Source organism: Pseudomonas sp. HD6422, from assembly GCF_025377065.1.
Lineage (GTDB): Bacteria > Pseudomonadota > Gammaproteobacteria > Pseudomonadales > Pseudomonadaceae > Aquipseudomonas > Aquipseudomonas putida_U.
In genome coordinates, this window is the sequence record NZ_JAHWIW010000064.1 from 1 (window position 1) to 12,700 (window position 12,700).

Genomic DNA, 12,700 nt, shown 5'->3' on the forward strand with positions numbered 1-12,700 from the left:
TCCCCGTACATGTGTCCACCATGTGTCCGGTCCATACACCAAGACAAAAGGGACCCGCCGTAAAGGCGGAAGGGGCCGGTAGCGCCGCTACACAAAATGGATCGTTCCCACTCCCATTGCCAAACCAAACCAAACCAGCTCTGCGACAATCCGTGAAGAGCCTTTTTCATAGACGCTGTGCATCAGCTCATTCGGCATCCAGATGCATGGGCGTGATGACTCGGCCATCACTCTCGGCCTGGCCCAAGGTCGTGTCGATGAAGTAGACCCGGTCGTCTTCGAGCTTGCCCTTGTCGACCAAGTAGTCCTTGATGCTACTGGCTCGCTCCTGGCCCAGAGTACGTAGCAGAGAGGGGCTTTCGGCCCATGATTTGATCACCGCCTCACGCAGTTTGGCAGTGCGCTCGTCGCGGCTGAGCTTTTCCCACTCCGCCGGTGGCTGCTGTTTCAGGCGGCTGCGATAGATACCTTCGAGCATGGCCGGCTTGTCGCTGTCATCGACGGTGAGCATAGAGGCATTGGCCGGCACCTTGTCACCCCGGCGTTGCAGGATCTTGTACCAGGTGGCTTGATATTCGCGCTCCAGGCGCTGCTGGGCAATCAAGGGGCCGTCACTGCTCTGGGCACTGGTGCCTTCGATTTCCAGGCGCAATTCCGGGCGTTTCTGCAAGGCCGCCGCCAGTTTGTCGAGGGCGCCCCGAGCATCGCCGCTGAGTTCGCTGGAGCCCGGTGCGAAAGCCACGCTGCCGAGGTCTTCGGCGCCGCCGCCAGCGATCAGGCCACCGATGAACTTGAACGGCGCCTGGGCCGCGCGCAACACTAGGTTGCGCAGGGTCTGCCACACGATCGGCATGACGCTGAATTGAGGGTTGTTGAGGTCGCCGGTGACGGGCAGTTCGATGGAGATCTTGCCCTCGGTGTCCTTCAGCAAGGCCACTGCCAGGCGAATCGGCAGATCCACCGCATCCGGGCTGTCGACCTTTTCGCCCAGTTGCAGTTGCTCGACCACCACTTTGTTTTCCGCCTTGAGCTGACCGTTGGTGATCAGGTAGTGCAGGTCGAGGTTCAAGCGACCCTTGCGGATTCTGAAGCCGGCAAACTTGCCGGAGTAGGGCGTCAGCGTGGTCAGCTCGACGCGCTTGAAGCTGGTGGCGATGTCCAGGCTGGCCAACGGGTTGAATGGGTTCAACGCACCCTTGATGGTCACGGGTGCATAGCGGTCCACCTTGCCCTTGATGTCGACCTTGGCCGGCGTCGGTTTGCGGTTGTCGATGGTCCCGATCTGGCCGTTGAGCTGCTGGACGGCGGTGGCGAAGTTCGGTGTCAGGGTCAGGTCGGCGAAGTTGGCCGAACCGTCGTTGATGGCGATCTGGCCGATGCGGATGCCCAGCGGTTTGTCGCTACCGGCACTGGCCGATTTGGCCGGCGAGCCGCCAGCAGGCGTCGCTGGTTGCGGGATCAGCAGGTCGTCGACGTTGGTGGTGCGGTCTTCGTTGATGATGAAGCGTGCGTAGGGCTGTTGCAGGGTGACCTTGTCGATCGACAGGGCATCGCCATGGACATACGAAAGGCCATCGACGTTGACCTGCTGCCATTTGACGAAATCGCGGTCCTTGATGGTATCCAGGGTGTGCAGCTGGTTGACCTGGGCCTTGCCGGTAACGGTGAATGCCAGTGGATCGGTATTTTTGAGGTCGACCTTGAGGTCGCTGGCGAGCATACCACTGCGCAGCTCCAGGCGAATGAACGGGCTGATATAGGCCTGGGCCACGCGCAGGTCGATGTCGCGGGTGCTGACGTCGAGCTTGGCGGTGACCGGAGCAAGGTTGACCTGACCTGCAGCCTGGAGCTTGCCCTGCTTGCCGACGCCAGTATCGAGCTTGAGCGTGAAGGGCGACTGGTTGAGGCTATCGAAGCCCTGCATGTCCAGGTTCAGCGGGCCGACGTCGAGGGCCACCGGCTCCTTCTGGCTGCGGTCGGCCAAGTGCACCTGATAGTTGCGCAACTGGACGTCCTTGAGCAGGACCTGCCAGGGTTTGCTCGGTGTCTGGGCGGCTTTCTGCTCGGGTGCGGGTTCGGCGGCGGCAGGTTCGGCCTTCTGCTTCGGTGTGGCCTTGGCCGGTTGGCTGGCGAACAGCTTCTGCCAATCCAGCTGACCGTCCTTCTCCAATGCGGCCCAGGTCTCAAGCTTTTCGCTGCGGACTTTGCCGACGGTGACCAATTGCTTGGCCAGGTCGATGGAGGTCTCACTGACCACCAGGCTGGCCAAGCGTGCCAGTTGACGGTCGTCCGGGGCCTTGATGGCGAAGGGGGCGACCCGCAACGACAGGTTGTCCAGCAGCAGCTCGGTTTCCTTGGCCAGGTTCAGCGTGTAGTGAGTATCGAGGTTGAACACGCCCTCTTCGAGCACCAGCGGCACCGCATCGCGGACATAGGGCCAGAACAGCTTCATCTTGCCGTCGGTGATCTTCAGCTTACCCTCGGAGGCCAATGGGGTCAGGCTGAGCGTGCCGCTCCAGTCGACACGTCCACCGTTGGGGCCGAGGGCTACCAGGGTCATGTCGGCGCTGTCGTCAGGCAGGGTGCTGAGATTCTTCAGCTCAAGGTTCATATCGTCGTAGACGAACTCGATCGGCTCGCTTGGCCGCGCATCTTCGAAGTGCAGGTAGCCGTTGCTCAGCTTGATGCTGCCGATACGCAGCGGGAACGGGTCGCTGGGCGGCTCGTCCGGCTTCGGTTCGCTGGCCGGTAGTTTGAACAGCTGGGTCAGGTTGAGCGTACCGTCCTTGGCGAACAGCACCTCATTGCGCGGCTTGTCGAGCTCCACGGCATCCAGGTGCAAGGCGCCGCTCCATAGACTGTCCAGCGCCAGGTTGGCGTACAGCCGCTCGAAGCCGACCTGTTCCTTGCCAGGTTCGCCGATCTGCAGGCCCCACAAGGTCAATTCAAGGCTGAACGGATTGAGTTCGATCCGCTGCAGGTGCGCCGGCACCGTCGCGTACTGGGTCAGTTGCTGGTTGGCGATGCGCAGCGCAATGCCGGGGAGGATCAGGAAGCCAAGAAGGCTGTAGAGCGCTACGAGAGCAAGCAGAGCGCCAAGGGCGCGTATCAGTCCTTTGTACATGTGTCGCTTCGTCTGGCTTAGCAGGAGTGCTTGGAGTATGGCACGTTAAATCGGTTCCGCTGAGAGGGCCAAATAGTGTCACTCGAGACCCATGCGGCGTTTGGCCCGCTGTGCCGAGCCATTGCGCATGGCCCAGCGCAACACCGGGGCAGTGCGCAATACCCCTTGGCGCACCAGTTGCCGGTGCAGCGGGCCTTGCTGAAGGGCCAGCATCTCGACGGCCCATTCGGGCAGCAGGTCGATCCCTGCCTGAAGCATCAGTTTTCCGACCGGCTGCGCCAGGCGGCTGGGTGCAGGGGCGGCGAGCAGGATCGCGACCACCTCCTGGCTGCGTGCGTCGCATTTCAGGTCTGGGCGCATGGCGCGCAGGTAGTCATCGACCTGCTGACAGCAGCGCGGCACGTTCCGGGCACCTAGGCGCTCGGCGATCAGGGCGATTTCATCGTAGTAGCGGTCCTGTTCCGTGCGGGGCAGGTGAGGGTCGCGGTAGCGCAGGTGGGCGGCCAGGAAACAGCTGACTTCGGCCACGTGCACCCAGGTCAGCAGGTCCGGGTCGCTTGCGGCGTAGGGCTGACCATCGGGCGTGTTGCCGGTGACCTTGAGATGAATGTCGCGCACCTTGGCGATGAGCCATTCGGCATCGCGGGTGGAGCCGAAGGTGGTGCCGGAGATGAATTGGCTGGTGCGGCGCAAGCGGCCGAGCAGGTCGCCGCGAAAGTTGGAGTGGTCCCATACTCCGGCCAGTGCGGCTGGATGCAGCAATTGCAGGAGCAATGCGGCGATGCCGCCGATCAGCATGCTGGGGAAATCGCCATGCACCCGCCAGCTCATGCTCTGCGGGCCGAACAAGCCAGGGTCGCCCTTGGGAGACTCCAGATCGAGCTGGCCGAGGGCCAGCCCGGTGAGGCTCATGACCTGGGTTTCGATGCGACGGCGGATGGCTTCCATGGTGACCTGTCGTTCGGGGCGGCCACGGCATGGCCGCCGGCTATCGGTTGAGGCGATTGTCGATCAACCCTTGGACCACGCTCGGGTCGGCCAGGGTCGAGGTGTCGCCCAGGTTGTCGAGTTCGTTGCAGGCGATTTTGCGCAGTATACGCCGCATGATCTTGCCCGAGCGGGTCTTGGGCAGACCCGGTGCCCATTGAATCAGTTCGGGCTTGGCAAAGCTGCCTATCTCCTTGCTGACCAACGCCAGCAGTTCGGCCTTGAGCGCGTCTGTGGCGTTGACACCGTTCATGGGCGTGACGAAGGCATACACGCCCTGGCCTTTGAGATCATGGGGGTAGCCGACCACTGCCGCTTCCGCCACGCTGTCGTGCAACACCAGCGCGCTTTCCACTTCTGCAGTGCCGATACGATGGCCGGACACGTTGATCACATCGTCGACACGGCCAGTGATCCAGTAATGGCCATCGGCATCGCGACGAGCCCCGTCGCCAGTGAAATAGTAACCCGGCATCGGTTTGAAATAGGTGTCGACCATGCGCTGGTGGTCGCCATAAACGCTGCGGATCTGCCCTGGCCAGCTGGCCTTGAGCGCCAGCATCCCCGCCCCCGGGCCTTCGATCAGTTGCCCCTTGTCATCCAGCAGTACCGGCTGCACGCCGAACATCGGTTGGGTGGCGCAACCGGGCTTGAGTACCGGGGTGCCGGGCAGTGGAGTCAACATGATGCCGCCGGTCTCGGTCTGCCACCAGGTGTCGACGATGGGGCAGCGGGTCTGCCCGACCTCCTCGAAATACCATTCCCAGGCTTCCGGATTGATCGGCTCGCCGACACTGCCGAGCAGGCGCAGGCTCTTTCTCGAGGTGCTGCGCAGTGGCCACGGTCCTTCTCGCATCAGTGCGCGCAGGGCGGTGGGCGCGGTATAGAAGATGTTGACCTGGTGCTTGTCCACCACTTGCCAGAAGCGTGAGGTGTCCGGGTAATTGGGCACCCCTTCGAACATCAGGCTGATGGCGCCGTTGGCCAACGGGCCATAGACGATGTAGCTGTGCCCAGTGACCCAGCCGACGTCGGCAGTGCACCAAAACACCTCGCCGTCGCGGTAGTCGAACACCACCTTGAACGTCAGCGTGGCCTGTAGCAGGTAGCCGGCCGTGGTGTGCATCACGCCCTTGGGTTTGCCGGTGCTACCGGAGGTGTACAGGATGAACAGCGGGTCTTCGGCTTCCATGGGTTCGGGCGGGCAGTCGTCGTCGACTGTGGCAATCGCTTCGTGGTACCAGAGATCCCGATTGTCGTTCCAGTCGACCTTACCGCCCGTGCGACGGACTACCAACACGCTGCTGACGCCCGGACAACTGGCCAGGGCCTGGTCGACGTTCTGCTTGAGCGGGATGCGCTTGCCGCCGCGCACGCCCTCGTCGGCGGTGATCACGGTACGGCAGTCGGCGTCGAGAATGCGGTCACGCAGGGCATCGGGTGAGAAACCACCGAAGACCACCGAGTGGATGGCACCGATGCGTGTGCAGGCGAGCATGGCGTAGGCGGCCTCGGGCACCATCGGCATGTAGATGCACACCCGGTCGCCCTTGCTCACGCCGCGTGCTTTGAGGGCATTGGCCAGGCGGCAGACCTGGCGATGCAGCTCGCGGTAGCTGATGGCCTTGGCATCCTTGGGGTCGTCACCCTCCCAGAGCAGGGCGGTCTGTTCGCCGCGCTGGGCCAGGTGGCGATCGATGCAGTTATAGCTGACGTTGAGCTGAGCGCCGTCGAACCAACGGGCGGTGCCGGTTTTCAGGTCGCATTGCTGCACGCTCGACCAGGGTTTTATCCAGTCGAGGCGCTTGGCCTGTTCGGCCCAGAACGTATCGGGATCTTCCACCGACTGGCGGTACAGGCGCTGGTAGTCGTCTTGGCTGAGGGCGGCAGATTGGCTGACAGCCAATGCCTGGGGGTAATTGCGGATATCGAACATGGCGGGTGGTCCTGCTCTTGTGGGGCGATGGACTGCAACGGCTATTCGATGGACAAGTGTAGACAGGCTGGGTTCGCCCGTTCTGTCAGGGTAGGACCCCGGACAAGCCAAGGCCCACGTGAAGTGGGCCTTGGCAGATATTCAGCAGGTACCCTTGCGCACGACAGCGGGCAAGGGCACGGCCGGGTCAACCGCGGTGACGGCCGCGGAAGTAGTTGATCAGCCCTTGTGTCGAGCCGTCCTCGGCACCTTCTTCCAGGCTGCCTACGAGGCGCTGGTACACGCCCTTGCCCAGTTCCTTGCCCAGCTCCACGCCCCATTGGTCGAAGGCGTTGATACCCCAGATCACGCTTTGCACGAATACCTTGTGCTCGTACATCGCAACCAGGGCACCGAGGCGACGTGGGCTGATGCGCTCGACGACCAGGGTGTTGCTCGGGCGGTTACCCGGAATCACCTTGTGCGGGGCCAGTTTGGCCACATCCGCTTCGTTTAGGCCCTTGGCGCGCAACTCCGCTTCGGCTTCGCTGCGGGTCTTGCCGAGCATCAACGCCTGGCTCTGCGACAGGCAGTTGGCGTACAGCCACTGGTGGTGGTCGGCGACCGGGTTGAAACTGACCACCGGTACGATGAAGTCGGCCGGAATCATCTGCGTGCCCTGGTGCAGCAACTGGTGGTAGGCATGCTGACCGTTGCAGCCGACGCCGCCCCAGATGACCGGACCGGTATCAGTGTGCACCGGGCTGCCATCCTGCAGCACGCTCTTGCCATTGGACTCCATGTCCAGCTGCTGCAGGTGTTTGGTGATGTTACGCAGATAGTGGTCGTACGGCAGGATGGCGTGGCTCTTGGCGCCCCAGAAATTGCCGTACCAGACGCCGAGCAGCGCCAGCAGTACCGGCATGTTCTTGTCGAATGGCGCGGTCTGGAAGTGCTGGTCCATGGTGTAGGCACCGGACAGCAGCTCCTTGAAGTTGGCGGTACCGATGGCCAGGGCGATCGGCAGGCCGATGGCCGACCACAGCGAGTAGCGTCCACCGACCCAGTCCCACATCGGGAAGATGTTCTCTTCACGGATGCCGAAGGCCACGGCAGCGGCCTTGTTGCTGGAAACGGCGATGAAGTGGCGGTACAGCTCGGCCTCCGAGCCGCCCTGGGCCAGGTACCAGGTACGCGCGGCCATGGCGTTCTTCAGGGTTTCCAGGGTGTTGAACGACTTCGACGAAACGATGAACAGGGTGGTCTCGGCGCGCAGGTTGGCCGACAGTTCGTGGAACTCGCTGCCGTCGATATTGGCCAGGTAGTGGCAGCGCACGCCGCGCTGGGCATAAGGCAGCAAAGCTTCGGACACCAGTTCGGGGCCGAGGAACGAACCGCCGATGCCGATGTTGACCACGTCGGTGATGGGCTTTTCGCTGTAGCCACGCCACAGACCGTCGTGAATACGGCCGACCAGTTCGGTGATCTGGTTCAGCACCTTGTGCACTTCGGGCATCACGTTGACGCCGTTGACGCTGAGCTTGTCGCCCACCGGCCGGCGCAGCGCGGTATGCAGCACCGGGCGGCCTTCGGAGGCGTTGATGATCTCGCCGCTGAACATCGACTTGATCGCTGCCTGCAGGTCGACCTCGTTGGCCAGGTTCACCAGCAGCTCGCGGGTCTGCTCGGTGATCAGGTTCTTCGAATAGTCCAGGAACAGCCCACAGCTGCTCAGCGAGAACTGGTCGAAACGCTGCCCATCGGCGGCGAACGCTTCGCGCATGCTGAATCCCTGCATGGCGTCGCGGTGTTGCTGGAGTGCCTGCCAAGCGGGCAGGGCCGTAACATCGTGGGGTGTACGGTAATACGCCATTGCGCGGAGTTCCTTGATGCGTGGTGTGGCCTTTGACCTTGGCGGTCACTGCCGGGTTCAGGCTGGCCATCATTATAGGCATAGCCCGCGCGCAGGGAATGGGGGAGTGAAGAGGAGTTGCGTAGGATCAATCCTTGGCCGAACCCGTCACTGCCGGGGGCGGGTTCGGCCAAGCGTCAGCCAGCGCTGATCAGGCTGCGCAGAAGCGCGCGTATCAGGCGCTCGGTTCGTCCAGATGCAGATACAAATTGTCGATCAGGCGAGTCTTGCCCAGGTACGCCGCCACCAGGATGACCAGGTCGCGGTCGCCGAAGGTCGCTGGCCGCAGGGTTACGGCGTGACGAACTTCCAGGTAATCCGGGCGCAGGCCTGCCGTCTGCAGTTGCTGCTTACCTTGCTCGACCAGTGCCGGGAAATCGACCTGGCCAGCAACGATGGCCTCTCCCATCTGCTTGAGCGTGCGGTACACCACCGGAGCGGTGGCGCGTTCTTCCGGGGTCAGATAGCCGTTGCGCGACGACAGCGCCAGGCCGTCTTCGGCGCGCACAGTGGGTTCGCCGATGATCTGGATCGGCATGTTCAGGTCACGCACCATGGCGCGGATCACTGCCAGTTGCTGGAAGTCCTTCTCGCCGAACACCGCGAGGTCTGGCTGGACCATGTTGAACAGCTTGCTGACCACGGTCGCCACGCCCTCGAAATGGCCTGGTCGGCTGGCGCCGCACAGGCCCTCGGACAACTGCGGCACGGCGACCCGGGTCTGCACCGCCATGCCGTCGGGGTACATTTCCTCGACGCTGGGGGCGAACAGCAGGTTGCAACCGGCGTCGAGCAGACGTTGCTGGTCGGCGGCAAGGGTCCGGGGGTACTTGTCGAGGTCTTCGTTGGCACCGAACTGCAGTGGGTTGACGAAGATGCTGGCGACCACGAAGTCGGCACGTTGCGCCGCCTTGGTCACCAATGCGGCATGGCCGGCGTGCAGGTTGCCCATGGTCGGCACGAAACCGATGCGCTTGCCTTCGCTGCGCGCGCGCGCCACAGCGGCGCGTAGCTCACGGACGGTCTTGACTGTGTTCATGCGCTGAATCCATGTTCGCTGCCGGGGAAGCTGACCTCCTTGACCGCCTTGACGTAGGCAGCCAGGGCGCTGGCGATGTCCGGCTGGTCGGCCATGAAGTTCTTCACGAACTTCGGTACGCGACCGCTCAGTGACAGGCCGAGCATGTCGTGCAGCACCAGGACCTGGCCGTCGGTGGCGCTGCCGGCGCCGATCCCGATCACCGGGATGTTCACGGCGAGGGTGATTTCCTTGGCCAGCTCGCTGGGCACGCATTCGAGCAGCAGCATGGCGGCGCCAGCCTGCTCAAGGGCGATGGCATCGGCACGCATCTGCCGCGCCTGGGCCTCCTGGCGGCCCTGTACCTTGTAGCCGCCCAGCACGTTGACGGTTTGTGGAGTCAGGCCCATGTGCGCGCACACCGGCACACCGCGCTCGGCCAGCAGGCGAATGGTCTCGGCCAGCCAGGCGGCGCCTTCGATCTTGACCATGTGCGCACCGGCCTGCATCAGGCTGGCGCTGTTGGCAAAGGCCTGTTCGGGTGTGGCGTGGGCCATGAACGGCAGGTCGGCGAGGATCAGTGCGCCATCGTTACCGCGTTTCACGCAGGCAGTATGGTAGGCCATTTCGGCGGTGGTGACCGGCAGGGTGCTGTCGTGGCCCTGCAAGACCATCCCCAGGGAGTCGCCCACCAGCAGCACTTCGACGCCGGCTTGGCTGGCAGCCCGGGCAAAGGTCGCGTCGTAGCAGGTCAGCATGGTGATCTTTTCCCCTTTGGCCTTCAGGCCGTGCAGGGTGGTCAGGGTTACTTCAGGCATTTGGCAAAATCCTCGTTCAGGCGCTGTGAAAAACGACTGCGGACAACGCGTGTAGTCATCTTCCGGAGCGGCACATCATCGGGTGTGATGTTCGGGCACAGGTCCGTCCGGGCCTAGATACGGGTATGCGGCACTTGGGTGCCACTCAAGGACGCCTATAGTCGTGAGCAAGATGTGGGAAGTCAATCATCCTGTTACCGCGTTGTTACGGTAAAGATGTTACTGGCGTTACCGAGGCTGTGTCTGGTCGGCTGCGCCTTTTACAGGCGCTCCAGGCCGACGAATGGGCAGGCTTGCAGCAGTTGGGCGAGGGTGCGGCCGTCGGCCAGCACGAAGTCGCTGGTTACCAGCTCGGCCAAGGGGTAGAGCACGAACGGGCGAGCGTGCATATGGTAATGCGGGACCTTCAGACGCGGCAGGTCGAGCACCTGCTCGCCGAACAGCAGGATGTCCAGGTCGAGCGTGCGCGGGCCCCAGCGCTCGGCGCGCACGCGGCCCTGGTCGTTTTCGATGGCCTGCAGCGCATCGAGCAGGGCCAAGGGCTCGAGCGAGGTGTCCAGCGCGGCCACGGCATTGGTGTAACGTGGTTGGCCGGGGAGCAGCGAGTCGCTGGTATAGAGCGCGGAACTGGCGACCAGCCGGCAGCCATCGAGCTGGTCGAGCGCACGCAATGCGCTGCGCAACTGCTCGGCAGGCGCATCGAGGTTGCTGCCCAGACCTACGTAGGCGCGCGTGATCACTCGCCTGCCTCGTCACCCGAACGCTTGCGCTTGCTGCCGCTGCGCTTGCGTTTGCGTGGACCGGCACCGCTGCCGCCGTCATCACGACCGCCCAACTCGCGGATCATCTCGCGGCGCTCGCTGTCGTGGGCGTCTTGGTAATCGGTCCACCATTGGCCGAGGTCATCGGTTTCTTCGCCGGCGCTTTCACGCAAAAGCAGGAAATCGTAACCGGCGCGGAAACGCGGGTTGTCGAGCAGTTGGTCGGCACGCTTGCCGCTGCGTCGTGGCAGACGCTCCTGCATGTCCCAGATCTCGCGGATCGGCAGGGTGAAGCGCTTTGGAATGGCAATGCGCTGGCATTGTTCGGCGATCAGATCGTGGGCCGCGCCGTTCATGGCCGGGATCGGTGGTACACCCTGGTTTTGCAGGTGCAGCACGCGGCCCGGCAAGGCTGGCCAGAGCAGGGCGGCGAAGAGGAACGCCGGGGTGACCGGCTTGCCTTGCTTGACTCGCAGGTCGGTGTTGTTCAGTGCCTGACTGATCAGGGTATGGGTATAGGTCGGGCGCTCTTCCAGGGCGTGGGCGCTGGCCGGGAACAGCGGCTCGAACAAGTGCAGGTCGACCAGCATCTCGAAGGCGATCGCACCCTGCCCAGAGAGGAACAGCTTGAGGCTTTCTTCGAACAGGCGAGCCGGGGGGATTTCCCTGAGCAGTGGCGCGAGGTCGCGGATCGGCTGGACCGTGTGCTTCTCGATACCGAAGTTGAGCTTGGCGGCGAAGCGCACGGCGCGCAGCATGCGCACTGGGTCTTCCTGGTAACGATGGGTCGGGTCGCCGATCAGGCGCAGCAAGCGATTGCGCACGTCGTGCACGCCGTTGGCGTAATCGAGGATGCGTTCGCTGACCGGGTCGTAATAGAGGGCGTTGATGGTGAAGTCGCGGCGCTGTGCGTCTTCTTCCAGGGTGCCGTAGACGTTGTCGCGCAGGATGCGGCCGCTGGCATTGTGCGACGAGCGATGGCTGTCACCCTGGTCTTCGTCGGAGTGGTGCGCACGGAAGGTGGCGACTTCGATGATCTCACGGCCGAAATGCACGTGGACCAGCTTGAAGCGGCGACCGATGATGCGCGCATTGCGGAACTCGGCACGGACCTGCTCGGGGGTGGCGCTGGTGGCGACGTCGAAATCTTTGGGAGGGATGCCCAGCATCAGGTCGCGGACACAGCCACCGACCAGGTAGGCCTGGTAGCCAGCGCTTTGCAGGCGCTCGACGATGTTCACCGCATGGCGGCTGAACTGGTGCCGCTGCAGCGAGTGCTGGCTCTTGTTGATCACTTCAGGCGTGGTGCGCCTGTGGTGCTGGCCCGGTACGGGCGGACGGAACGACTGGAACAGCTTCTTCAGCATGGGATGCACTGTTTGAAGGAATGATCGGCCAAGAATAGGAGAATGGCCGCATGATAGGCGGGGATTCTAGCATTTACTCTGCGAATGGTGTAGGCGGTCGCAGGGAAGGGGTTCCGGAGGGGAGAAACGACAAGGGGAGCCTAAGCTCCCCAAGAAGTCGTTACGTGCTCTTATTGTTTTTCTGCTGGGCTTCTTGTTTTTGTTGAGTGCCCTGCCCACAAATCTCGAAGCTTGTGGACGACCCCCAAACCGGGGGTTAAGAGCAAACGGATTGCTTTGGCCGCTGACGTCATGCTGATCAATCGATCCAACCAGTTCAGGCGCTGCTATAGTGCAGTTTTTGTTGTTCTCTGCCTGGTCGTGGGGCAAGCCCCAAACACGCATCCTCTCCAAAAGAATCAGTTAGCTGCGCCTCCGCCGTCTTGTTTTTATTGTGCGTGAGCCGTTTCGTCTTGTTCTTATTTTGGTTGCTGTGCTTGTTATTGTTTTTGTACCAAGCATATAGCAGGTGCCGTGCCAACTTTTGAAAGTCTAGTAAAATCAATGGGTTAGCGCTTCCGTGGGGGTTGTGGAAGGGCTGGAAAGGGGCTGTTTCGTTACCGTACGCCTCGGAGACTGTTACGGTTTGAAGGCAGAGGTAACAAATTTCTTTGGGGTGGGGGTGTTACCTGGGGCTGGGCTTGGGGCTTTGGGGCTTGGGGCTGGGTGGCTGATCCGAGGGGTGTAGCGGCGCTACTGGCCCCTTCCGCCTTTACGGCGGGTCCCTTAATGAGATGGTCACCCCGGCACCCTGCGAGG

Annotated in this window: 8 protein-coding genes; all 8 read right to left on the reverse strand. The window is 62.8% G+C overall.

Annotated elements, in window-relative coordinates; genetic code table 11:
- Nucleotides 1–187: 187 nt before the first annotated feature.
- Nucleotides 188–3,124, reverse strand: coding sequence for a DUF748 domain-containing protein (locus KY379_RS26680; protein ID WP_261242505.1), 2,937 nt, complete (start codon nucleotides 3,122–3,124; stop codon nucleotides 188–190).
- A gap of 78 nt (nucleotides 3,125–3,202) precedes the next feature.
- Nucleotides 3,203–4,072, reverse strand: a complete 870-nt coding sequence (locus KY379_RS26685) for an oxygenase MpaB family protein (protein WP_133330450.1) — start codon at nucleotides 4,070–4,072, stop codon at nucleotides 3,203–3,205.
- Between the two features lie 40 nt (nucleotides 4,073–4,112).
- Nucleotides 4,113–6,047: an acetate--CoA ligase gene (gene acs / locus KY379_RS26690; protein ID WP_133330452.1), complete on the reverse strand. Its 1,935-nt coding sequence runs from the start codon at nucleotides 6,045–6,047 to the stop codon at nucleotides 4,113–4,115.
- Between the two features lie 187 nt (nucleotides 6,048–6,234).
- Nucleotides 6,235–7,899 carry a glucose-6-phosphate isomerase gene (gene pgi / locus KY379_RS26695; protein WP_133330454.1) on the reverse strand — a complete coding sequence of 555 codons (1,665 nt, stop codon included), beginning with the start codon at nucleotides 7,897–7,899 and terminating at the stop codon, nucleotides 6,235–6,237.
- A gap of 214 nt (nucleotides 7,900–8,113) precedes the next feature.
- A complete protein-coding gene (gene panC / locus KY379_RS26700; RefSeq protein ID WP_133330456.1) occupies nucleotides 8,114–8,977 on the reverse strand; it encodes a pantoate--beta-alanine ligase in 864 nt (287 codons plus the stop codon).
- A complete protein-coding gene (gene panB / locus KY379_RS26705; protein WP_133330458.1) occupies nucleotides 8,974–9,774 on the reverse strand; it encodes a 3-methyl-2-oxobutanoate hydroxymethyltransferase in 801 nt (266 codons plus the stop codon). The genes panC and panB overlap by 4 nt, the downstream gene beginning before the upstream one ends.
- Nucleotides 9,775–10,034: 260 nt before the next feature.
- Nucleotides 10,035–10,514 (reverse strand): 2-amino-4-hydroxy-6-hydroxymethyldihydropteridine diphosphokinase, encoded by a 480-nt coding sequence (gene folK, locus KY379_RS26710; protein WP_261242463.1) that lies wholly within the window; start codon nucleotides 10,512–10,514, stop codon nucleotides 10,035–10,037.
- Nucleotides 10,511–11,902 carry a polynucleotide adenylyltransferase PcnB gene (locus KY379_RS26715; RefSeq protein WP_133330462.1) on the reverse strand — a complete coding sequence of 464 codons (1,392 nt, stop codon included), beginning with the start codon at nucleotides 11,900–11,902 and terminating at the stop codon, nucleotides 10,511–10,513. The genes folK and KY379_RS26715 overlap by 4 nt, the downstream gene beginning before the upstream one ends.
- Nucleotides 11,903–12,700 lie beyond the last annotated feature (798 nt).